The organism is Xylophilus rhododendri, from assembly GCF_009906855.1.
Taxonomy (GTDB): Bacteria; Pseudomonadota; Gammaproteobacteria; order Burkholderiales; family Burkholderiaceae_C; genus Xylophilus; species Xylophilus rhododendri.
In genome coordinates, this window is sequence record NZ_CP047650.1 from 2,454,463 (window position 1) to 2,475,152 (window position 20,690).

Annotated in this window: 20 protein-coding genes; 8 read left to right on the forward strand and 12 right to left on the reverse strand. The window is 69.1% G+C overall.

The genetic code is table 11. The features are described 5' to 3' along the window. Positions 1 to 2: 2 nt before the first annotated feature. Positions 3 to 1,970 (reverse strand): secretin N-terminal domain-containing protein, encoded by a 1,968-nt coding sequence (locus tag GT347_RS11355; RefSeq protein WP_160552057.1) that lies wholly within the window; start codon positions 1,968 to 1,970, stop codon positions 3 to 5. A 110-nt stretch (positions 1,971 to 2,080) separates the two neighbouring features. Next, positions 2,081 to 2,977, reverse strand: a complete 897-nt coding sequence (locus tag GT347_RS11360) for a LysR substrate-binding domain-containing protein (RefSeq protein ID WP_160552058.1) — start codon at positions 2,975 to 2,977, stop codon at positions 2,081 to 2,083. 101 nt (positions 2,978 to 3,078) lie between these two features. On the opposite strand from GT347_RS11360, the gene GT347_RS11365 reads away from it, so the two are divergent. Genes GT347_RS11365 through GT347_RS27505 form a run of 3 tightly spaced genes read left to right on the forward strand, consistent with a single transcriptional unit; the run spans position 3,079 to position 5,625 of the window. Beyond that, positions 3,079 to 3,951: an amidohydrolase family protein gene (locus GT347_RS11365; RefSeq protein WP_160552059.1), complete on the forward strand. Its 873-nt coding sequence runs from the start codon at positions 3,079 to 3,081 to the stop codon at positions 3,949 to 3,951. 37 nt (positions 3,952 to 3,988) lie between these two features. After that, positions 3,989 to 4,963 carry a Bug family tripartite tricarboxylate transporter substrate binding protein gene (locus GT347_RS11370; RefSeq protein ID WP_160552060.1) on the forward strand — a complete coding sequence of 325 codons (975 nt, stop codon included), beginning with the start codon at positions 3,989 to 3,991 and terminating at the stop codon, positions 4,961 to 4,963. An 11-nt stretch (positions 4,964 to 4,974) separates the two neighbouring features. Further along, a complete protein-coding gene (locus GT347_RS27505) occupies positions 4,975 to 5,625 on the forward strand; it encodes a hypothetical protein (protein ID WP_229722837.1) in 651 nt (216 codons plus the stop codon). Here GT347_RS27505 and GT347_RS11380 read toward each other — a convergent pair. The 9 genes from GT347_RS11380 to GT347_RS11420 form a co-directional block, all read right to left on the reverse strand. Further along, on the reverse strand, positions 5,622 to 6,500 hold the full coding sequence (locus tag GT347_RS11380; protein WP_160552061.1) for an amidohydrolase family protein: 879 nt from the start codon (positions 6,498 to 6,500) through the stop codon (positions 5,622 to 5,624). The genes GT347_RS27505 and GT347_RS11380 overlap by 4 nt on opposite strands. 14 nt (positions 6,501 to 6,514) lie before the next feature. Beyond that, on the reverse strand, positions 6,515 to 7,201 hold the full coding sequence (locus GT347_RS11385; protein ID WP_160552062.1) for an RraA family protein: 687 nt from the start codon (positions 7,199 to 7,201) through the stop codon (positions 6,515 to 6,517). Between the two features lie 34 nt (positions 7,202 to 7,235). Continuing rightward, positions 7,236 to 8,438 carry a pyridoxal phosphate-dependent aminotransferase gene (locus tag GT347_RS11390; protein ID WP_160552063.1) on the reverse strand — a complete coding sequence of 401 codons (1,203 nt, stop codon included), beginning with the start codon at positions 8,436 to 8,438 and terminating at the stop codon, positions 7,236 to 7,238. Positions 8,439 to 8,480: 42 nt separating this feature from the next. Further along, complete coding sequence (locus GT347_RS11395; protein ID WP_160552064.1) at positions 8,481 to 9,206, reverse strand: amino acid ABC transporter ATP-binding protein; 726 nt, start codon at positions 9,204 to 9,206, stop codon at positions 8,481 to 8,483. 12 nt (positions 9,207 to 9,218) lie between these two features. Next, positions 9,219 to 9,941 carry an amino acid ABC transporter permease gene (locus tag GT347_RS11400; RefSeq protein WP_160552065.1) on the reverse strand — a complete coding sequence of 241 codons (723 nt, stop codon included), beginning with the start codon at positions 9,939 to 9,941 and terminating at the stop codon, positions 9,219 to 9,221. Between the two features lies 1 nt (position 9,942). Next, complete coding sequence (locus GT347_RS11405; protein WP_160552066.1) at positions 9,943 to 10,641, reverse strand: amino acid ABC transporter permease; 699 nt, start codon at positions 10,639 to 10,641, stop codon at positions 9,943 to 9,945. Between the two features lie 22 nt (positions 10,642 to 10,663). Further along, positions 10,664 to 11,494 (reverse strand): ABC transporter substrate-binding protein, encoded by an 831-nt coding sequence (locus GT347_RS11410; RefSeq protein WP_160552067.1) that lies wholly within the window; start codon positions 11,492 to 11,494, stop codon positions 10,664 to 10,666. A gap of 217 nt (positions 11,495 to 11,711) precedes the next feature. Next, positions 11,712 to 12,428 (reverse strand): IclR family transcriptional regulator, encoded by a 717-nt coding sequence (locus tag GT347_RS11415; RefSeq protein ID WP_160552068.1) that lies wholly within the window; start codon positions 12,426 to 12,428, stop codon positions 11,712 to 11,714. Positions 12,429 to 12,494: 66 nt separating this feature from the next. Then, positions 12,495 to 13,364 (reverse strand): LysR family transcriptional regulator, encoded by an 870-nt coding sequence (locus GT347_RS11420; protein ID WP_160552069.1) that lies wholly within the window; start codon positions 13,362 to 13,364, stop codon positions 12,495 to 12,497. Positions 13,365 to 13,470: 106 nt separating this feature from the next. Between GT347_RS11420 and GT347_RS27510 the strand changes: the two genes are divergently transcribed. The 5 genes from GT347_RS27510 to GT347_RS11440 all read left to right on the forward strand — a co-directional run bounded on the left by GT347_RS27510 (position 13,471) and on the right by GT347_RS11440 (position 19,651). Beyond that, positions 13,471 to 13,713 (forward strand): hypothetical protein, encoded by a 243-nt coding sequence (locus GT347_RS27510; RefSeq protein WP_229722838.1) that lies wholly within the window; start codon positions 13,471 to 13,473, stop codon positions 13,711 to 13,713. Further along, a complete protein-coding gene (locus tag GT347_RS11425) occupies positions 13,701 to 14,588 on the forward strand; it encodes a TauD/TfdA family dioxygenase (RefSeq protein WP_229722839.1) in 888 nt (295 codons plus the stop codon). Before GT347_RS27510 ends, GT347_RS11425 begins: the two co-directional genes overlap by 13 nt. Before the next feature lie 242 nt (positions 14,589 to 14,830). Next, positions 14,831 to 16,960, forward strand: coding sequence for a hydantoinase/oxoprolinase family protein (locus GT347_RS11430; RefSeq protein ID WP_160552070.1), 2,130 nt, complete (start codon positions 14,831 to 14,833; stop codon positions 16,958 to 16,960). Positions 16,961 to 16,965: 5 nt separating this feature from the next. Then, the gene (locus GT347_RS11435) at positions 16,966 to 18,597 is read left to right on the forward strand and encodes a hydantoinase B/oxoprolinase family protein (protein WP_229722840.1); all 1,632 of its coding nucleotides are present in this window, start codon (positions 16,966 to 16,968) and stop codon (positions 18,595 to 18,597) included. Between the two features lie 61 nt (positions 18,598 to 18,658). Then, positions 18,659 to 19,651 (forward strand): Bug family tripartite tricarboxylate transporter substrate binding protein, encoded by a 993-nt coding sequence (locus GT347_RS11440; RefSeq protein WP_160552071.1) that lies wholly within the window; start codon positions 18,659 to 18,661, stop codon positions 19,649 to 19,651. Here the strand turns inward: GT347_RS11440 and GT347_RS11445 are convergent. Further along, the gene (locus tag GT347_RS11445) at positions 19,648 to 20,586 is read right to left on the reverse strand and encodes a LysR family transcriptional regulator (RefSeq protein ID WP_160552072.1); all 939 of its coding nucleotides are present in this window, start codon (positions 20,584 to 20,586) and stop codon (positions 19,648 to 19,650) included. The two genes, GT347_RS11440 and GT347_RS11445, sit on opposite strands and share 4 nt — an antisense overlap. Positions 20,587 to 20,690: the final 104 nt, after the last annotated feature.

Below are 20,690 nucleotides of genomic sequence, written 5' to 3' on the forward strand. Positions count from 1 at the left end.
CTTCAGGGCATGACCGGCGGAACCACGAAATTCCCCGGCAGCTTGCCGATGTCCGGCGGCATGGCGGCCTGCTGCCCGCGGATGTAGTCGTACCGGTCCATGGTCATCGAGGCCATGGCCGCGTCGTCGCGCAAGGCCACCGGCCGCAGGAAGACGATCAGGTTGGTCTTCTTGCGCGAGCGGGCGAAACTGCGGAACACGCCGCCCACCAGGGGCAGATCGGCCACCCAGGGCAGGCGGTAGGCCTCGTCGGTGTAGCGGTCCTCGATCAGGCCGCCCAGCACGATGATCTTGCCGTCCTGCACCGTCACCGTCGATTCGATGGAGCGCTGGTTGGTCGTCGGGCCCAAGGTGGTGCTGGTCGAGGCCACCGAGGACGACTCCTGGTAGATCGACATGCGGATATTGCCGTTCTCCCCGATCTGCGGCCGCAGCCTGAGCGTGATGCCCACGTCCTTGCGCTCCACCGTCTGGAAGGGGTTGGAGTTGGTGCTGGTCGTGTACGAGCCGGTGATGTAGGGCACGTTCTGGCCCACCACGATCTTGGCCTCCTCGTTGTCCAGCGTGACCACGTTGGCGGTGGAGAGGATGTTGGTGCCGCTCATCGACTCCAGCGCCTTGGCCACCGTGCCCAGGGTCAACGTGGTGCTGGAGCTGATGTCGAAGAGCTGCGACCACTGCACGCCCAGCTCCACCGTCTTGCTCGCGTCCACCTCCACCACCAGCGATTCCACATAGAGCTGGGCGCGCCGGCTGTCGAGCTGCTCGATGATGGGCCGCATCTCCCGGAACCGCGGCTCGGGCGCGGTGATGATCAGCGCGTTGCTGGCCGGATCGGCCTGGATGCCGCCGCCGGTGGTGGGCTGGCCGGCCGGGGTGACGGAGGAGGTGGTGGCGGCCGAGGCCTTGCTGCTGCCGGCGGTCGAAGCGGAAGCGGTGTCGGCGCTGGAAGCGGTCGTGCCGCCGCTCAGCCCTGCCGTGGCGCCGGAAGACCCGCTGCCGCGCTGCGCCGAAGCAGCGCCCTGCTCCGCCGACGCCTCGGCCGGGAACGCCGCCCGCAGCACCTGCGCCAGCCGCGTGGCCTGGGCGTTCTTCAGGTAGACCACCCGCACATTGCCGGCCTCGCGCGGCTGGTCGAGCTGCGCCACCAGGGCGCGGATGGCGGCCAGCTGGGCGCGGCTCTGGGCGCGCACCAGCAGGCTGTTGGTCTGGCTGTCCACCACGATGGAGGCATCGGCAGCGGACCTGGCGGCGCCCGCGCCGGCCGGCTGCGCGGCGGCGCCGGGCGTGGCCGCCGAGGGGGTGCCCGTGTCGGCCGCCGCACGCGACAGCGCCGAGAGCTTGCGCACCGTCGCCGCCGTGGCCGCGGCGGTGGTGTTGCGCAGCGGGATCACCTCCACATCGGTGGCGCTGGGCGTGTCCAGCGCCGCCACCAGGGTGCGCAGCCGCGCCAGGTTGCTGGTGTAGTCGGTCACCACCAGCGTGTTGTTGGCGGCATCGACGTTGATCACGTTGTTGGGGCTGATCAGCGGCCGCAGCACCGGCAGCAGGTTGCTGGCGCCCTGGTAGTCCAGGCGCATCACCTCGGTGGCGATCGCCTCGCCGCCCGGCCGCTGGCCGGGCACCAGCACCGAGGTGGACAGCAGCTTGGCATCGGCCTCCTGCACGATGCGGTAGAGGCCGTTCGACGCCACCACGCTGTAGCCCGACAGGCGCAGGGCGCCGACGAACATCTCCCAGGCCTGCGCCGGCGTGACCGGCGTGTCGGTATGCAGCGAGAGCGCGCCCTGGACCCGCGGATCGACCACGATGTTGCGCCGGGTGATGGCGTTGAGGGTGCGTGCCACGGCGGCGATGTCGGCATGGTCGAAGTCGAGCGAGACCGGCTCCTGGCCGGGCAGCCCGCCGGCCCCGGCGGGCAGGGACAGGCACAGCGCCAGGGCGATGGGCAATGGCAGGGGGAACTTCATGGAGGGCGGATTCTGCGGCGGGCCGGCTCCCCCCAGGTATGCAGCAGCGCTCGGTTTGCATCCGGCATGTTGCGCTGCGCTGGCCGATGGCTGCGCCGGCGCAAGCGATGTCACGAAGCGTTCGGTGCGTAGTGCTTGCGCGCCAGGGTGCGCAGCAGTTCGGCCACCAGCCGCGCCGGCCGGGTGGCCGGCCGGGCGGTGGGAATCACCAGCGCCAGCCGGTTGCGGATCGCAGGTCCCACGATGGCCGCATGGTGCAGCGGCTGGGCATAGTTCCACAGCGCCATGGCGCTGATCGGCAGCACGGTGTGGGCCACGCCGCGCGCCACCAGCGAAAGCACGGTCAGCACCGAATCGACCTCGGCCACGATGTCCAGCGCCAGGCCGCGCGGCCGCATGCTGGACTCCAGCAGCTGGCGCAGCGCGTTCGGCCCGCTGGGCATGACCAGGGGCAGCGCCGCCACGTCGGCCAGCTTCACCCGCGCCGGCAGCGGCTTGGGGCCGAAGAGCAGCAGGGCCTCGCGCGCCAGGGTCTCGTCCTGCAGCTGGGGCGAAGGGGGCGGGTCGAACAGGATGGCCATGTCCAGCGTGCCGGCCACCATCCATTCGCGCAGGCGGATGCTCAGCGCCTCCACCACGGTCAGCGTCACCTCCGGGTACTCGCGCCGAAAGCGCTCGATCAGGTCGGCCGCCAGCACCTGCGCCACCCGCGGCGGCAGGCCCACGGTGACCCGGCCGCGCGGGCTGGACTGGCGTTCGTGCATGTCGGCCTGGGCGCGGTCGGCCAGCTCGAAGATGCCGCGTGCATGGGCCAGCAGCGCCTGCCCGGCCTCGTTGGCCAGGGCGCCGCGGCCGTGGCGCACCAGCAGGCGCTGGCCGAGTTCCTCCTCCAGCAATCCCACCTGGCGGCTGAGTGCCGGCTGCGACAGGTGCAGCGCGGCGGCGGCCCGGCTGAAGCTGCCGCTCTCGACGACGGCGACGAAGTAGCGCAGGCGGGTCAGGTCCATGGTTTTCCCTGAGGCGGTTCGGTGACAGGCATAACTTCAGCCACTATCTCATATGCACTGAACGGATCGCACGATGGGCCGGCGCGCCGGACAATTTGCCCATGCCAGATGTGCTCACCTACGACCTCCAGCCCCGCGCCGCCAGCTTCACGCCGCCGCCGGGCAGCTGCGACAGCCATGTGCATGTGTTCGGGCCGCGCGAGCGTTTTCCGTATGCGCATAAGCGAGGCTTCACGCCGGTGGATGCGCCGAAGGAATCGCTGTTCGCCCTGCACCGGGTGCTGGGAATCGAGCGCTGCGTGATCGTGCAGACCGCCCTGCACGGCTTCGACAACCGTGTGGTGGAGGATGCGATCGAGGCCGGCGAAGGCCGCTACCTCGGCATCGCCCTGGTGCCGGCCGATGTGCCCGATGCCGAGCTGGCCCGGCTGGCCGGGGCGGGGTTTCGCGGCGTGCGTTTCAACTTCATGGCGCATCTGCCGGGCACGCCGGTGGAGGATGTGATCGCGCTCACCCGCCGCCTGGCGCCGCTGGGCCTGCACCTGCAGGTGCATTTCGAAAGCGCGATGGTGCATGGCCTCGGGCCCATCCTGGCGCGCAGCGCGGTGCCGGTGGTGATCGACCATATCGGCCGGGTCGATGCGGCGCAGGGGCCGCAGCATGCCGACTTCATCGCCCTGCGGGCCCTGCTGCGCAACCCGCTGTTCCGGGTGAAGGTGAGCGGCGTGGACCGCATCGCCACGCAGGACAGCTATCCCCAGGGCGTGGCCCTGGCCCGCATCCTGGTGGAGGAGTTCCCCGAGCGCTGCTTCTGGGGCAGCGACTGGCCGCATCCCAACCACACCCATGTGCCCGACGACGCGGCGCTGGTCGAGCTGCTGCCGGACATCGCGCCCGATGCGGGCCTGCGCGAACTGCTGCTGGTGCGCAACCCGGCGGCCTTCTACCGCTTCGAGCCCTTGCGGCCGGCCTGAGCGCGGCGCGACACGAGACAAGAACAGGAGACAAGACATGAGCCACCACCACATCTCGCGCCGTGGCCTCTGCGCCCTGGCGGCCGGCCTGGCGCTGGGCGGCAGCGCACGGGCCCAGAGCGGCAGGATCACCCGCCTGGTGGTGGCCTTCCCGCCCGGCGGGCCGGTGGACTTCGTGGCCCGCACCGTGGCCGAACAGCTGGGCAAGGAGCTGGGCCACCAGGTCATCATCGAGAACCGCGCCGGGGCCAACGGCGCCATCGCCGCCGAATACGTCTCGCATGCCCCGCCGGACGGCAACACCCTCTGGCTGACCAGCGTGGGGGCGGTCGCCATCAACCCCTCGCTCTACGACAAGCTGGCCTACGACATGCAGAAGGACCTGCAGCCGGTGGGCCTGGTGGTGCGCAACGTCGAGGTGCTGGTGGTGCCGGCCGACGCGCCCTGGAAGACGGGCGCCGATTTCGTGGCCGCCGCGCGCCAGTCGAAGCAGCCGCTGACCCTGGCCTCCTCCGGCACCGGCAGCGTGCCGCACCTGGCGATGGAGCTGCTGGCCGACGCGGGCAAGGCGCCCTTGCTGCATGTGCCCTACAAGGGCGCGGCGCCGGCCATCACCGATGTGATCGCCGGCCATGTCAACGGCTTCTTCGGCGACATCCCGGGCCTGCTGCCCTTCATCAAGACCGGCAAGCTCCGGCCCATCGGCCTGGCCGCCAGCCACCGCCATCCCCTGCTGCCCGAGGTGAAGACCTTCGCCGAGATGGGTGTGCCCGGCGTGGATTCGGACAACTGGTATGCCGTCTTCGCCGGCCGGGCGGTGCCGCCGGCCGAGATCGAACGGGTGAGCGCGGCGCTGCGCAAGACCCTGGGCGACGAGGGTGTGCGCGGCCGGCTGTCGGCCTCCGGCGCGGAGCCCGCGCCGTCCTCGCCCGCCGAACTCGCGGCCCTGCTCAAGCAGGACAGCGAGAAATGGGGCCGCGTGGTGCGGGCCAAGAACATCAAGGCCGACTAGGCCTCTTATCCATGCTCCAGAACACCGATCTCCTCCTGCTGCAGGCCCGCCTAGACGAGGCCGGCGCACAGGGCTTTCACGCCGCCTGCGAAGCCGCCAACAGCGCAGCCCGCCAGCGCTGGCCGGCCAGCCATGTGCAGCGCACGGCCTGGTCGCCAGACACCGGCGATGCGTACGGCTACCTGGTGCTGCCGGCGCGCCAGTCCATGCACGGCACGGCGCTGCAGCCGGTGCTCGATGCCTTTTCGCTGGCCCTGCCGGCCGATGCCCTGGCCCGCGTCTCCCGGCTGGAAAGGGCCTTCGAGCGCTCGGGCGCCAGCCTGGACGAACGGCCCAGCTTCCACTACGTGGTGGAGATGGATCCGGAAGACGGCTGGCGCGAGGAGCTGCTGCGCTGGTACGACAGCGAACACATGCCCGGCCTGGCCTCGGTGCCCGGCTGCGTGCGGGCGGCCCGGCTGCTCAACCACGACCACGGCCCGCTGTCCCTGGCCTGCTACGACCTGGTGAGCCAGGAAACCCTGGGCTCGCCGCCCTGGCTGGCGGTGCGCGCCTCGGCCTGGAGCAGCCGGGTGCGGCCGCATTTCACCAACACCCGGCGCACCATGTGCCGCACGCTGGGGCTCCAGGCCCCGGCAGTGCCGCCGGTGGTGCTGGTCTAGAAACCGTAGAGCGCCTGCGGGTTGTCGACCAGGATGCGTTCGAACACCGCCTGGCTGGGGCACCAGCGGCGCAGCAACTCCAGCAGGTCGGCGTCGTTGACGCTTTCCTTCGGCTGGGTGGTGTGCGGCCAGTCGCTGCCCCAGACCATGCGTTCGGGCGCGGCTTCGAGCAGCGCGCGGCCCACCGCGTCGCGGTCGGCATAGGTCGGCCCGCCGGCGGTCGATTCCATGTAGGCGCCCGAGAGCTTCATCCAGGTGTTGCCCGCATCGAGCAGGCCGCGCACCGCACGGAAGGCATCACTGTCCACACCGATGGCGGCATCGATGCGGCCCATGTGGTCGATCACCAAAGGCACCGGCAGGCCCTGCAGAACGGGCAGCAGCTCCATCAGCTGCGCCGCATGGGCGAACACCTGGATATGCCAGCCCAGCGGCGCGACCTTGGCCGCCAGCGTCTGCAGCATCCGGGGTGTGGTCGTGCCCCAGGACTGCGCGGTCACGAAGTTCACCCGCAGGCCGCGAACACGCTGTTCGGCCAGCGACTGCAGCTCGGCCTCGCCCACCTCCTGCGGCACCACCGCCACGCCGCGCGCCTGCTCGCCGAAGGCGGCCAGGGCATCGAGCGTGCAGCGGTTGTCGATGCCGTAGGTGGAGGGCGTGACCACCACCGTGCGGCGGGTGCCCAGGCGCTGCTGCAGCCGGCGGTAGATGGCCACGTCGGCCACCGGCGGGGTGCGGGTCCAGTGCGGCGATGGCGCGAACCGCGGATCGAAGATATGCATGTGGCTGTCGCATGCGTTCGGCGGCACCTGCACCGCCGGCCGGTTCAGGCCTACCGAGTGAGGGACCGGTGTGTCGATCTGGTTCGCGTTCATCTTTGCCGCTCCGCTCAGATCGACTCGCCGTCCTTCAGCACACCGGCGGCGCGCAGGGCGGCCGGCAGCCACTTGGACTCGATCTCGCCGCGGGCGATGGCCTCGATGCGGGCGGCCTCGTCGGCCACCTTCTTCACCGCCAGGGCCATCATGGCGGGCGCCTTCAGGCGCTCGATCACGACCACGCCGTCGGCATCGGCCACCACCAGGTCACCGGGGTTGACCACGGTGCCGCCGGCGGAGATCGGGTGGTTGATGCGGCCAGGCACGTACTTGGTCGGGCCGGCAGGATTGAAGCCTGCCGAGAAGACCGGAAAGCCCAGGTCCAGCAGCTCCAGCCGGTCGCGGATGGCGCCGTCGACGATCACGCCGCCGAGGTTCAGCTTCTTGCAAGCGCTGAGCATCAGCGTGCCCATCAGCGCGGCCGTCTGGTCGCCCTTGCCGTCGATCACCAGCACGTCGCCGGGCTTGGCGAGCGAGATGGCCATGTGAATCATCAGGTTGTCGCCAGGGCGCACTTCGACGGTGAAGGCCGGGCCGGCCGCGACCATGTTCATCTCCACCGGCGCCACCCGCGAATGCATGGTGCCGCGGCGGCCGGACACGTCCGACAGGATGGCCGCCTGGAAGGTGCGCGCCTGGGCCACGACTTCGGGCGAGACACGTTCGAATTCGCGGATGACTTCGGGGAGCTGGCTCATGGAAAGCTTTCTGGGATGGTGGTCTGGAAATCGATCAGGTCAGGCTGGCGCAGAAGCGCTGCACACGCTGGCAGGCGTCGGTCAGCTGTTCGGTGGCCGCAGCATAGGACAGGCGGAAGTGTCCACCCATGCCGAAGGCGCTGCCCTGCACGATGGCCAGGCCCTGGGCATTGAGCAGCTCGGTGGCGAAGGTGGTGTCGTCGTGCAGCACCACGCCGTTCGGGCTGCGCTTGCCCAGCACCTCGGCGCAGGAGGCGAAGACATAGAAGGCGCCCTCGGGCGTGCGGCAGCTGATGCCGTCGGCGGCGTTGAGCATGGAGACCACCATGTCGCGGCGTTCGCGGAAGACTTCGCGGCGTTCGGCCAGGAAGTCCTGCGGACCGTTCAGCGCTTCCACCGCCGCCCATTGCGAGATGCTGCAGCAGCCGGAGGTGAGCTGGCCCTGGATCGAATCCATGGCCTTCATCAGCTGCAGCGGGCCGGCCCCGTAGCCCAGGCGCCAGCCGGTCATGGCGTAGGCCTTGGAGACGCCGTTCATGGTCAGCGTGCGGTCCATCAGCGCGGGCTCGACCTGGGCGATGGTGGTGAACTCGAAGCCGTCGTAGACCAGGTGTTCGTAGATGTCGTCGGCCAGCACCCAGACGTGCGGATGGCGCAGCAGCACCTCGGCCAGGGCCTTCAGCTCTTCGCGGGTGTAGGCGGCGCCGCTGGGGTTGGAGGGCGAGTTCAGGATCAGCCACTTGGTCTTCGGCGTGATCGCCTTGTCCAGGACTTCCGGCGTCAGCTTGAAGTTGCTGGCCGCCGAGGTCTCGGCGAACACCGGCACGCCGTTGCACAGCGCCACCAGCTCGGGGTAGCTCACCCAGTAGGGCGTGGGGATGACGACCTCGTCGCCCGGGTCCAGCGTGGCCAGCAGGGCGTTGGAGATCACCTGCTTGCCGCCGGTGCTGACCATGGTCTGCTGGGGGGTGTAGCTCAGGCCGTTCTCGCGCTGGAACTTGCCCACGATGGCCTCGCGCAGCGCCGGGATGCCGCTGACCGGCGGGTACTTGGTCTTGCCCTCGGCGATGGCGCGGATGGCGGCCTGCTTGATGTTCTCGGGCGTGTCGAAGTCGGGCTCGCCGGCGCTGAGGGCGACGATGTCGCGGCCCTGGGCGGCGAGGTCACGGGCGCGCTGGGTGGCGGCGATGGTGCTCGAAGGTTTGATGCGGCTGAGCGTGGAGGCGATGAAGGACACGGTGAGACCTGAAGAAGAACGACTGGGAAAAAGAAGAAAGGTTCAGTGCCGGATGTCGGCCACGAACTTCTGCGCGCGCGGATGCTGCGGCTGGTGGAAGAACTCCTGCGGCGTGGCGCGTTCGAGCACCGCGCCCTGGTCCATGAAGACGATGCGGTCGGCCACCTCGCGGGCGAAGCCCATCTCGTGGGTCACGCACACCATGGTCATGCCCTCCTGGGCCAGCTGCTTCATCACCTGCAGCACCTCGCCGACCATCTCGGGGTCGAGCGCGCTGGTGGGTTCGTCGAACAGCATCACCGGCGGCTGCATGGCCAGCGCACGGGCGATGGCCACGCGCTGCTGCTGGCCGCCCGAAAGCTGCGCCGGATAGGCCTCGGCCTTGTGCGCCATGCCCACCTTCTCCAGCAGGGCCATGGCGCGGTCGCGCGCCTCGCCGCTGCCCACGCGGCGCACGTCCATCGGCGCCAGCATCAGGTTCTTCAGCACACTCATGTGCGGGAAGAGGTTGAAGCTCTGGAACACGAAGCCGATCTCGCTGCGCAGCTGGTTGACCTTGACCTTGCTGCCGTGGATGTCCACGCCGTTGACCGTGATGCGGCCCTTGTCGATCGGCTCCAGGCGGTTGATGGTGCGGATCAGGGTGGACTTGCCCGAGCCCGAGGGCCCGCACACCACCACCACCTCGCCCTTGGCGACGGTTTCGTCGATCTGCGTCAGCGCCTTGTAGTCGCCATACCATTTCTCGACGTTTTCGAACTGGATCATGTTCATGCGCTCCTAGAGGGCCGGGCTCGCCGCCAGGCCGCGCTGGTTGCGGCGGGCATGGATGCGCTTTTCCAGGCGCGACATGCACAGGCCCAGCGACCAGCAGATGAGGAAATAGGTCACCGCCAGGATGGCGTAGACCTGGAAGGGCTTGGTGAGCAACTGGGCGTTGATCTGGTAGGCCGAGTAGGTCAGTTCGTTGACGCTGATGATGTAGCCGAGCGAGGTGTTCTTGATCAGGTTGATGAACTGGTTGAGGATGCTCGGCAGCATCTGGTAGAGCGCCTGCGGCAGCACGATGCGGCGCATCACGCCGAAGCCGTTGAGGCCCAGCGAACGCGCGGCCTCGATCTGGCCCTTGGGGATGGCCTGGATGCCGGCGCGCACCACCTCGCCCATGAAGGCCAGTTCGTAGACCACCAGCGCGCAGACCACGGTGGTGACGGCCGACACGCTGGTGCCGGTGACGATGGGCACCACGAAGTAGGCCCAGAAGATGATCATCAGCACCGGCAGCCCGCGGATCGCATGGACCAGGGTGGAGACCGGCAGGTAGATCGCCTTGTTGCTGCTGGTGCGGGCCATGCCCACCAGCACCGCCAGCGGGAAGGACAGGCAAAGCCCGGCCACGGCCAGGCACAGCGTCAGCGCCAGGCCGCCCAGCGGGCCTTGCGGGTACTGGCCGACCAGCAGCAGCAGGCCGTAGTCGTGCAGGATCTGGAGAATGTCGGCCATGTCAGCGGGCTCCCCGTGCGCTCAGGCGGCGGGTCCAGACGTGGCCCAGGCCCATGATGAGGAAGGAGAAGGTCCAGTAGAAGAGGGAGGCGATGGCGAAGGCCTCGAAGGTGCGGAAACTCTCGTTCTCCACCTGGTGGCTGGCATAGGTCATCTCGGCCACGCCGATGGCCATGGCCAGGCTGGTGGACTTGAAGAGGCCGAGCGACTGGTTGATGAGCGGCGGCACCGCCACCTTCAGCGCCTGCGGCAGGATCACCTTGCGCATGGCTGAGGCGTAGCTCAGGCCCAGCGCCCGCGCCGCTTCCAGCTGCGAGGGCGGCAGCGAGCGGATGCCGCTGCGCAGGTCTTCCGACATGTAGGCGGCGGCGTTCAGCGACAGCGCCAGCGTGGCGAAGATGAACTCGCTGCCGGTGGCGTTGATCCACTGCTGCCAGGCTTCGGGCAGCAGCTGCGGCACGCCGAAGTACCAGATGAAGAGCTGCACCAGCCCCGGCACGTTGCGGTGGTAGCCGACGAAGGCGGCCGAGGCCGCCTGCAGCGCACGCAGGCCCGAGGACCGCGCCGCGGCGATCAGCAGCGACAGCAGGAAGCCGATGAGCCAGGAGGCCGCGAACAGCATCAGGGTCTTGGCCGCGCCGGCGATCAGCCAGTCGAGATAGCGTCCTTGCAGGATCGCGGAGAAGTCCAGGGATAGCATGCGTGCTTCGAAGGCTGGCGGCTTACAGCGCCGAGATGGGCGTGAGCTTCTTGTCGCGCGGGATGTTGTACTTGGTCTGCGGGCCGTACCACTTGGTCCACATCGCATCCAGCTCGCCGGAGGCTTCCATCTCGGCCAGGGCCTTGTTCACGGCGGCCAGCAGCTCGGGCTCGCCCTTCTTCACGCCAAGCGCGGTGGCTTCGTAGGCCAGGGTTTCGTCGAGGAACTTGAACTTGCCGCCCGATTCGTTGACGAAACGCACGCCCGAGGCCTGGGCGATGGCGAAGCCCTGGGCCTTGCCCTGCGACAGGGCGAGGAAGGCGGTGGGGCTGTCCTGGAAGGTCACGACCTCGGCGGCGGGGATGGCGCGGCGGGTGTAGAGCTCGGGGGTGGAACCCTTGTTGGCGCTGATCTTCTTGCCGGCCAGGTCGGCGAACTTGGTGATGCCGGAGTTGGTGGCGACCATGATCTTCAGCGGGATCTGGTAGTGCGAGGAGGTGAAGGCGATCTGCTCGGCGCGCTCCTTGGTGTAGCCCAGGGCGGCGGCGACCAGGTCCACGCGGCCCAGGCCCAGCTCGGGGATACGCGCTTCCACGGTCACCGGCTTGTGTTCCATCTTCACGCCCAGGTGCTTGGCGACGGCGGCGCAGGTGTCCACGTCGAAACCGACGTACTGGCGGGTGGCCGGGTCCTGGAAGGCCAGCGGCTCGGAGCCCGACAGGGTGGCGCAGACCAGGGTGCCGCGGGACTGGATGTCCTTCAGGCGGTCGGCATGGGCGGTGCCGGCGAAGGCCAGGGCGGCGACGGCGACGGTCAGGCCGGAGCGCAGGAAGCCGGAGAGGGAACGGGTCATGTGTCGGGTCCTTCAGTGGTTGTGAGCGAGAGCTTATCAATTTCATACGTAGCGTATGAAAAAACATGATGCGTGCAAACCCTGTGCCAGGGCGTGGCCGGCCGGGGCGCGGCAGCATGCGCCCCGTGCCGCGGAAATGCACGCGTGTTTGCACCACGCCAGGGCTTTCGGGCCCGGCCGTGGTGCATCGGAACGGTTGCGGAAAAGCTGCGCCGGCTCAGTCCAGGCGCGGTACCCGCGGGCAGCCGAGCAGCGAGGCCAGGCCCAGGGCCTGCTGCAGCAGCAGCTTGCGCACGGCAGGGTCCTGCACGTCGAAACGCAGCTTGGGGCCGGAGATGGTGAGGGCGCCGACCAGCTGGGCATCCTGCCCCAGCACCGGCGCGGAGATGGAGGCCGACCATTCGTCCAGGATGCCGGCGGACTGGCGCACGATGCTGCCCGGGTCCTCGGCCGGATAGCCCTGGCCCTCGGCGAAGTCGCGCAGCACCTGGTCGGTGGAGGTTTCGTTCAGCGGCACGACCCGGCCGGCGTTCACGCTGACACGCAGGGCGTGCGGCGAATCCTGGCGGTACAGGCACAGCCGGGTCTCGCCCTCGCGCACGTAGAAGGAGGCGCTCTCGCTGGTCAGCTCGACGATGCGGGTGAGCACCGGCAGCACGTAGGAGGAGAGTTCGAAGCCCTTCTCGTAGCTCTGCCCCAGCTGGTAGAGGCGCGAGCCGAGCTGGTAGCGGCCGTCGGCGCGGCGGTGCACATAGTGCATGGACTCCAGCGTGAGCATGTAGCGCAGGATGACGCTGCGGAACAGGCCGGTGCGGTCTTCCAGGTCCTTGAGCTTGAGCGGACCGTCCTTCTGCAGGAAGGCATCCAGGATGGACAGGGTGCGCTCGACGGCTGCAACGGAACGGTCGACTTCGGGCGTTTTCTGGGTGGCCATGTGTTTGGGGCGGGAAGCGGGCTGCATGTTAGTGGATATGCGCCTGCGCCGCGCCGGCCCAGCCGCTCAGCCCAGCGCCTGGTGCATGGCCTCGCGCAGCGCCTCCAGCGCCCGGCTGTCGCCGTCGAGCTTGCGGCTGACCAGCGAGACCTGCACGAAGGGCGCGTCCGCGCCCAGCGGCAGCACCCGCACCGGATGGGCCTTGAGCAGCGCCGGATCGGCCACCTGCAGCACCGACACCCCCAGCCCCGCGCTGACCATGGCGACGATGGCCGCCGGGCTGCCCGCCTCCAGCGTGCCGCGGATGTCGCCCACCTGGCCGGCCACGTAGCGCGCGGCCACGGCGCCAGTGGCCGTCTGGCGGTCGTAGCGGATCCATTCGTAGCGCTGGAACAGCGCGGCGGGCGTGGCCTCGGTGCTCTCGGGCGGGGCGATCAGCACCAGCTCCAGGCGCAGCAGGTCGTCCCAGCGCAGGTGCGAGGCGGCGCCCTCGTCGGCCTGGCGGCCGACCAGGCCGGCATCGATCTCGCCGGCCTTGACCGAGGCTGTCAGCTGGGTGGAGCTGCCGCGCGACAGCAGCAGCTGCAGGCGCGGATGGCGTTCGCGCAGGGTGCGCACCATGCCGGGCAGCAGCAGGGGCTGCATCTGCTCGATCACACCGATGCGCAGCGTGCCCTCCACCGCCAGCCCATTGCCCTTGCGCAGGGCCTTCAGGCCGCCCAGCATCGGCCGCGCCAGCGCCGCGATCTCTTCTGCCAGCGGCATCGGCCGGGGCTGCGCGCCGGAGCGGTCGAAGAGGGGCCGGCCCACGTACAGCTCCAGCTGCTTCATGCGCATGCTGATGGCGCTGGGCGTGAGCTGCAGCTCGCGCGCGGCCACGGCGAAACTGCCGCAGCGCAGGATGGCGTCCAGGGCCTCGAAGTTCTCCAGCTTCATTCAATAACTTTGATGTGGGGGGTCAAAACACCGAGCTAGGCCGGATGGGGCAGGCTGCCTAGACTTTTGGCACCAGCCCGCAAGCTCCATTCGAAAGCCAAGAGATATGACCCTCGCCACCCGCCCGCAAGCCTGGACCGCCGCCGAGGCACAGGCCGACCCGTCCTGGATTCTGCGCCTGGACGCCGCCCAGGCCGACGACGTGCGTGCCGCCCTGCGCCATGCCGCCGCCCTGGACAAACCCCTGCTCGACATGGTGCAGGCCGACTTCCCCCTGGCCCCGCCACCCAGGCCCTGCTGCGCCAGGCCATCGCCACCACCCAGCAGCGCTGGGGCATGTGCCTGTTGAAGGGCTTTCCCACGGACGACTGGACCGAAACCGAGACCCGCCTGGCCTACTGGGGCCTGGGCCTGTACATGGGCGTGGGCCGCACGCAGAACCGCGCCAGCGAGTTCATCAACGATGTGCGTGATGCCGGCGGCTCCTACAAGGTCAAGGGCGGCCGCGGCTACAACACCAATGCCAAGCTCGATTTCCATACCGATTCCTGCGACGTCGTCGCACTGATCTGCCGGCGCACCGCCAAGTCCGGCGGCAGCAGCAAGGTGGTCAGCACCATCGCCCTGCGCGACGAGGTACAGCGCCTGCGGCCCGACCTGCTGGCCGTGCTGGAACAGCCCTTCTTCCACACCTACCAGGGCACGCAGGACGCCAGCCAGCCGCCCTTCTATCCGCTGCCCATCTTCGGACAGCAGGGCGAATTCTTCTGCGGCCGCACCAACCGCAAGAACATCGACGGCGCCTTGCGCGACTTCCCCGAGATCCCGCGCCTGACGCCGCAGCAGCTCGAAGCCATCGACCTGCTCGAAGAACTGATGGCCAGCGACAAGCTCTGCTTCGGCATGGAGCTCGAACGCGGCGACCTGCAGCTGCTCAACAACTTCGTGATCCTGCATTCGCGCACCGCCTTCGAGGACTTCGAGGAGCCCGACCTCAAGCGCCACCTGCTGCGCCTGTGGCTGGCCGTGCCCGGCTCGCAGCCGCTGCCCGAGGACTGGGAGGTCTACTTCATCGACGGCCGGGCCGGCGCCCTGCGCGGCGGCGTGCGCGGCAGCTCGATCACACCCGAGTTCCTGGCCTACGAGAAACGCCAGGCCGATGCCCTGGGCATGCCCAACAAGCCCTGGGCGCCCAAGGTGCTCAAGGAGGCCGTGGCCGCCTGACCTTTTTCCGAAGCCCGTGCAAGGCGGGCTTCGTTCTTGCTTGATGCCTGCAGGCCGCCGGCATCGCCCGGCCCGCCCGGGCTCCCCCGCTCCTCCCATCGAAGGCTCCCGCCGCCCATCCTGCCCAGCGCCGCTGGCAGGGTGACGCCGGTGCTGGGCGGCCCTCGACTGTTCGCGATTCACGAAAAAACACGCCGTTTTATTCGTTGGATTTGCCGGGCGCCACTTCCCAGAATGAAGCCATGCAAAAGCATTCATCAGGAGCAAACGGCGTGTCGAACTGGGCCATCGGAATTGATATCGGAGGGACCTTCACGGATGTGGTGGCCCTGGACTACGAAGACGGTGCGCTGCGCACACTCAAGGTGCTCACCACCCACGGCGACCCCGCCCGCGGCGTGGCAGAAGGCGTGGAGCGGCTGATCGCCGAGCACGCCATCGAGGCCGCCAGGGTGGGCCGCGTGGTGCATGCCACCACCCTCTTCACCAACGCGCTGATCGAGCGCCGCGGCGCCCGCACCGGGCTGATCGCCACCGAGGGTTTTCGCGACGTGCTGGAGATCGGCAACGAGCGCAAGTACGACCTCTACGACCTCAACATCGAGGCGGCCCCGGCCCTGGTGCCGCGCCGGCTGCGCGCCGAGATCGGCGCCCGCATGAACCACCGCGGCGAGGAGATCCGCCCGGTCGATGCCGAAGAGGTGAAGGCGGTGGTACGGGACCTGCTGGCCCAGGACGTGGATTCCATCGCCATCTGCCTGCTGCACGCCTATGCCGACGGCCGCCACGAGCGGGCGGTGCGCGACATCGTGCTGGCCCACGCGCCGCAGATGGACATCACCCTGTCCAGCGAAGTCGCCCCGGTGATCCGCGAATTCGAGCGCGGCTCCACCACCGTGGCCAATGCCTACATCAAGCCCCTGGCCAACCGCTACCTGGCCAGCCTGCAGCGCCGCCTGGCCGCGCTGGGCCTGCCTGCGGACGTGCTGATGATGCTGTCCAACGGCGGCCTCTCGCACCTGGACGAAGCCCGGCGCACCCCCATCGAGCTGCTGGAATCCGGCCCGGCGGCCGGCGCCATCTCCGCCTCGCACCACAGCCTGCGCGACGGCCAGGCCAATCTGCTGGCCTTCGACATGGGCGGCACCACCGCCAAGCTCTGCCTGGTGGAGAACGGCAAGCCGGCCATCGCCTACAGCTTCGAGGCGGCGCGGCAGAAGCGTTTCGCCGAGGGCTCTGGCCTGCCGATCCGCATCACCACCATCGACCTGATCGAGATCGGCGCGGGCGGCGGCAGCATCGCCCACCGCGACGCGCTGGGTCTGATGAAGGTGGGGCCGCAGAGCGCCGGCTCCGAGCCCGGCCCGGCCTGCTACGGCCTGGGCGGCACGGCGCCCACGGTCACCGATGCCAACCTGGTGCTGGGCTATCTGAATGCCGAGTACTTCGCCGGCGGCACCATGAAGATCGACCTGGGCGAGGCGAAGAAGGCCATCGCCGCCCTGGGCGAACAGCTGGGCCGCCCGGCCGCCGAGGTGGCCTGGGGCATCCACGACATCGTGGCCGAGAACATGGCCGGCGCCGCCCGGGTGCATGTGGCCGAGCGCGGCCGCGATCCGCGCGATTTTGTGCTGCTCTGCACCGGCGGCGGCGGGCCGCTGCACTCCTACTACGTGGCGCAGAAGATCGGCGTGAAGACCATCATCTGCCCGCCCGCGGCCGGCGTGGCCTCGGCCTACGGCCTGCTGGTGGCCCCCGCCCGGGCCGATCGCTCGCGCACCGCCAGCGTGCGGCCGATGAGCGATCCGCTTGAGGTGCTGGAAGCCTCCTTCGCCGAACTCGAAGCCCAGGTCTGCGCCGTGCTGGCGCCGCTGGACGACACCTTCGGCCCGGTGCGCCTCGGCCGCAACGCCGACGGCCGTTTCGTCGGCCAGGGCTTCAACCTCACCGTGCGCCTGCCCGACGGCCCTTATGCCGGCCCCGGCGCGGCCGACACCGCCGCCATGCGCGCGGCGCTGACCCGCGCCTTCGAAAGCGGCTACCGCGACAAGTTCGGCCGCACCCCGCCGGACGTGCCGGTGGAGCTGGTCAACCTGCGTGTCACCGCCGAGGCGCCGCCGCGCCAGCAGCCCGGCAGCGCCTTCCTGGCCGAGGCCGCGCAGGCCGAGCCCAAGGCGCACCGGCCGGTGTACTTCCGCGAACTCGACCGCCATGTCGACACCCCCATCTACGACCGCGCCGCCCTGGCCGCGGGCTTCGACCGGCGCGGCCCGCTGCTGGTGGAAGACGAAGGCTCCACCCTGGTGGTGGGCCCCCTGGGCCGGGTGCGCCAGCTGGCCACCGGCAACCTGGTCATCGACATCGGAGCCTGAGCATCATGGAACGCAAGAACAAAAGCCTGAACGAGGCAGCCGCCGACCCGATCTTCCTGGAGGTCTTCTGGACCCGGCTGCGCTCGGTGGTCAACGAGGCCGCCAAGCTGATCATCCGCACCTCCTTCTCGACCCTGTCCTCGGAGGCCAACGACTTCGCGGTGGTGGTCACCGACTCGGCCGGCCGGGCGCTGTCGGAGAACAGCGGCAGCATCCCCTCCTTCATCGGCACCCTGCCGCGCACGGTGCAGGCGGCCATCGCGCATTTCGGCACGGCCAGCATGCAGCCGGGCGACGTCTACATCACCAACAACCCCTGGATCGGCACCGGCCACCTGAACGATGTGAGCCTGGTCAAGCCGGTCTTCCACGGCGGCCGGCTGGTGGCCTTCGCCGCCTCGACCGCGCATGTGCCCGACATCGGCGGCCGCATCCGTTCGGTGGACACCCGCGAGCTGTACGAGGAGGGCTTCCACATCCCGCTGATGCGCCTGCTGCGCGACGGCGTGGCCGACGAGAGCCTGCTGACCCTGCTGCGCACCAACGTGCGCACGCCGGAGCAGACGGTGGGCGACATCTGGTCGCAGGTGGCGGCGGTGGAGCTGATGGCCGGCCGCATCGACGACATCCTCGGCGAGTACGAGCTGCCCGGCCTGGACGAACTGGCGCAGGCCCTGTTCGACCGCAGCGAGGCGGCCATGCGCCAGGCGATCCGCGCCCTGCCCGACGGCGACTACGGCTACGAGATGTCGACCGACGGCTTCGACGACCGCCTGCTCTTCAAGGTGCAGGTGCGCATCCGCGGCGACGAGATCAGCTGCGACTTCGACGGCAGCTCGCCGCAGCAGCCGCGCGGCATCAACTGCGTCTGGGCCTATACGGCGGCGATGACGGTCTATGCGATCAAGGCGCTGCTGCTGCCGGACCTGTCCAACAACGAGGGGCTGTTCCGCCCGATCAAGGTGCTGGCGCCCGAGGGCTCGCTGCTCAACCCGCGCCAGCCGGCGCCGGTCGGCGGCCGCTCCTGCACCGGCCACTATGTGCCGACCGTGGTGCTGGGCGCCCTGCATGCGGTGCTGCCGGACAAGGTCATCGCCGGTGCCGGCTCGCCGCTGTGGGTGGCCAACTTCACCGGCACCCGGCCGGACGGCCGGCCGTTCGCCACCGTGCTCTTCTTCAACGGCGGCATGGGCGCCTCGGCGCTGAAGGACGGCGCCTCCGTCATGGCCTGGCCGAGCAACATCTCGCCCACGCCGGTGGAGATCGCCGAGCGCGAGTCGCCGCTGTTCTTCGAGGCCAAGCGCCTGCGCGACGGCTCCGGCGGCGCCGGCCGGCAACGCGGCGGCCTGGGCCAGGAGGTGCGTTTCATCAACCGCCACACCGGGCCGCTCACCACCATCTTCATGGCCGAACGCACCAAGGTGCCGGCGCCCGGCATCGGCGGCGGCGGCACCGGCGGGCTGGGCGCGGTGCTGATCAACGGCGTCGAGATCGACAACCGCAAGCCCTGCGTGCTCCAGCCCGGCGACGAGGTGGTGCTGCGCACGCCCGGCGGCGGCGGCTTCGGCCGGGCCGATGAACGCAGTGCCGGGCAGCTGCGGCACGACCAGGAACAGGGTTACGCCAGCCTCGCCTGAAGGCGGGCTGGCCGATCGGCAGGGCGGGCCTTCCGCACCATATGACTCCAGGGAAAAAACGATGAATCTTCTGCGTACTGTCTTGCTTCATGTCTTGCGTATGCCGGCCGTGGCGGCCGCCCTCGCGCTGTCCGGCTTCGCCGTGCCGGCGCTGGCCGCCTGGCCCGACCAGCCGATCCACTTCGTCGTGCCCTACCCGGCCGGCGGCTCCACCGACGTGATGGCGCGCACCCTGGGCCAGCGGATGAGCGAGGTGCTGGGCCAGCCGGTGATCGTGGAGAACCGGGCCGGCGCCAGCGCCAACATCGGCACCAACTACGTGGCCAAGTCCAAGCCCGACGGCTACACCATCCTGCTGGCCACCTCGACCGCGCTGTCGGTCAATCCCAGCCTGTTCAAGAACCTGCCCTTCGACCCGCAGAAGGACCTCTCGCCCATCCTGCTGGCCGCGACCATGCCCAACATCGTGGTGGTGGGCAAGAACGTGAAGGCGGATTCGCTGCCCGAACTCAATGCCCTGATCAAGCGCGATCCCACCCAGGCCTCCTATGCCAGCGCCGGCAACGGCACACCCTCGCACCTGGGCGCGGAACTCTACAAACGCACCGTCGGCCTGGACGTTTCGCAGATCCCCTACAAGGGCGGCGCGCCGGCCCTGCAGGACCTGGTGGGCGGCCAGACCACCTTCATGATCGCGGTGATGCCCGAGGCCATGCCGCTGGTGAAGGACGGCCAGCTGAAGGCCCTGGCGATCACCACCAAGAACCGCCTGCCCGAGCTGCCCAACCTGCCCACCGTGGCCGAGACGGTGCCGGGCTACGAACTCACCGCCTGGTACGGCATCCTGGCCGCGGCCGGCACGCCCGAGCCCATCGTGCGCAAGTTCAACACGGTGCTCAACGATGCGCTGAAGGACCCGGTCATCTCCGCCAAGTTCAAGACCATGGGCTTCGACCTGCTCGGCGGCCCGCCTTCGGCGCTGACGCAGCTGATGGTGAGCGAGACGCCGAAGTGGAAGCAGGTGATCGAGGCGGCCAACATCAAGGTCGACTAGAGGCCTTTGGCCAAGGTGACGCCGGCGGGCAGTTCGCTGTCCGCCAGCACCTGCAGCAGCAGGGAGACGAAAGCCTCGCCGGCCGGCGACAGCGAACGCAGGCGGCGGGTGATCAGGCAGACCTCGCGCGCCAGGGCGGGCGCCGCCAGCGGCCGAAAACGCAGATGGCGGGCGGCGTCCACCGAGACCGACAGCGCCGTCAATATCGAATATTGCCCGGGCATTTTCATCAGCGAAAAAAGGGATGTGGTGCTGGAGACTTCGTCATGCACGCCGGCGCGTTCGAAAAAATCCGGCGCATTCGCATGCAGAAAGGCGCCGATACCGGTATCGCCGGTGAATCCGACAAAACGCCGGGCATCCAGCGCCGACCATTCGATTTCACCCTCTTCATTATTCAGCGCATCGTCCGGCCGGAATACCACGCCATAGGAATCGCGCAGCAGCGGTTGATAAACCAGCTCGTCCCGGCCGCTGAAACTGCTGGTGATGGCGAAATCGATCTCGCCCTCGTCCACCAGTTTCTCGACCAGCCGGGCACCCGCATCGCGCACCGAAAAGGTGATGCCCGGATATTTGCCGCGCATCAGCTCGATGACCTGCACGATGAAGATGTCTAGCACCGAGGCCGCCACGGCGATACGCAAGTGCCCACGCTGCAGTTGTGAAAAGGAGCGCAGGTCGGCGATCGAGGCATCGAAACGCTTGATCAGCTGCTCCGCATCCGCCACATAACGCGCGCCCTCGTCGGTTAGCGTGACCCGCCGGGTGCTGCGGTCGAAAAGCTTCAGCCCCACGCCTTCCTCGAACTGCTGGATGATATTGGTCAGCGAGGACTGCGTCATATACAGCCGCGAGGCCGCGGTGGTGAATGAGCCGCAGCGCGCGATTTCCAGGAAACAACGCAGGTGGCGAAGGGATATATGGCGCGACATGGGTATTAATCGGTTTTCACGAATAATAACGCCGATTTCTCCATTGGTGTAAAACCAGGCGGCTGCGTAGACTTTTCCATTCCCTTATTCCGCCCCAACCCGCA

What these genes read in the sequence shown, in the direction of transcription:
- GT347_RS11355 (WP_160552057.1), bottom strand. Translation starts at nt 1,970, where the DNA reads ATGAAGTTCCCCCTGCCATTGCCCATCGCCCTGGCGCTGTGCCTGTCC.
- GT347_RS11360 (WP_160552058.1), bottom strand. Translation starts at nt 2,977, where the DNA reads ATGGACCTGACCCGCCTGCGCTACTTCGTCGCCGTCGTCGAGAGCGGC.
- GT347_RS11365 (WP_160552059.1), top strand. Translation starts at nt 3,079, where the DNA reads ATGCCAGATGTGCTCACCTACGACCTCCAGCCCCGCGCCGCCAGCTTC.
- GT347_RS11370 (WP_160552060.1), top strand. Translation starts at nt 3,989, where the DNA reads ATGAGCCACCACCACATCTCGCGCCGTGGCCTCTGCGCCCTGGCGGCC.
- GT347_RS27505 (WP_229722837.1), top strand. Translation starts at nt 4,975, where the DNA reads ATGCTCCAGAACACCGATCTCCTCCTGCTGCAGGCCCGCCTAGACGAG.
- GT347_RS11380 (WP_160552061.1), bottom strand. Translation starts at nt 6,500, where the DNA reads ATGAACGCGAACCAGATCGACACACCGGTCCCTCACTCGGTAGGCCTG.
- GT347_RS11385 (WP_160552062.1), bottom strand. Translation starts at nt 7,201, where the DNA reads ATGAGCCAGCTCCCCGAAGTCATCCGCGAATTCGAACGTGTCTCGCCC.
- GT347_RS11395 (WP_160552064.1), bottom strand. Translation starts at nt 9,206, where the DNA reads ATGATCCAGTTCGAAAACGTCGAGAAATGGTATGGCGACTACAAGGCG.
- GT347_RS11400 (WP_160552065.1), bottom strand. Translation starts at nt 9,941, where the DNA reads ATGGCCGACATTCTCCAGATCCTGCACGACTACGGCCTGCTGCTGCTG.
- GT347_RS11405 (WP_160552066.1), bottom strand. Translation starts at nt 10,641, where the DNA reads ATGCTATCCCTGGACTTCTCCGCGATCCTGCAAGGACGCTATCTCGAC.
- GT347_RS11410 (WP_160552067.1), bottom strand. Translation starts at nt 11,494, where the DNA reads ATGACCCGTTCCCTCTCCGGCTTCCTGCGCTCCGGCCTGACCGTCGCC.
- GT347_RS11415 (WP_160552068.1), bottom strand. Translation starts at nt 12,428, where the DNA reads ATGGCCACCCAGAAAACGCCCGAAGTCGACCGTTCCGTTGCAGCCGTC.
- GT347_RS11420 (WP_160552069.1), bottom strand. Translation starts at nt 13,364, where the DNA reads ATGAAGCTGGAGAACTTCGAGGCCCTGGACGCCATCCTGCGCTGCGGC.
- GT347_RS27510 (WP_229722838.1), top strand. Translation starts at nt 13,471, where the DNA reads ATGACCCTCGCCACCCGCCCGCAAGCCTGGACCGCCGCCGAGGCACAG.
- GT347_RS11425 (WP_229722839.1), top strand. Translation starts at nt 13,701, where the DNA reads ATGTGCCTGTTGAAGGGCTTTCCCACGGACGACTGGACCGAAACCGAG.
- GT347_RS11430 (WP_160552070.1), top strand. Translation starts at nt 14,831, where the DNA reads ATGCAAAAGCATTCATCAGGAGCAAACGGCGTGTCGAACTGGGCCATC.
- GT347_RS11435 (WP_229722840.1), top strand. Translation starts at nt 16,966, where the DNA reads ATGGAACGCAAGAACAAAAGCCTGAACGAGGCAGCCGCCGACCCGATC.
- GT347_RS11440 (WP_160552071.1), top strand. Translation starts at nt 18,659, where the DNA reads ATGAATCTTCTGCGTACTGTCTTGCTTCATGTCTTGCGTATGCCGGCC.
- GT347_RS11445 (WP_160552072.1), bottom strand. Translation starts at nt 20,586, where the DNA reads ATGTCGCGCCATATATCCCTTCGCCACCTGCGTTGTTTCCTGGAAATC.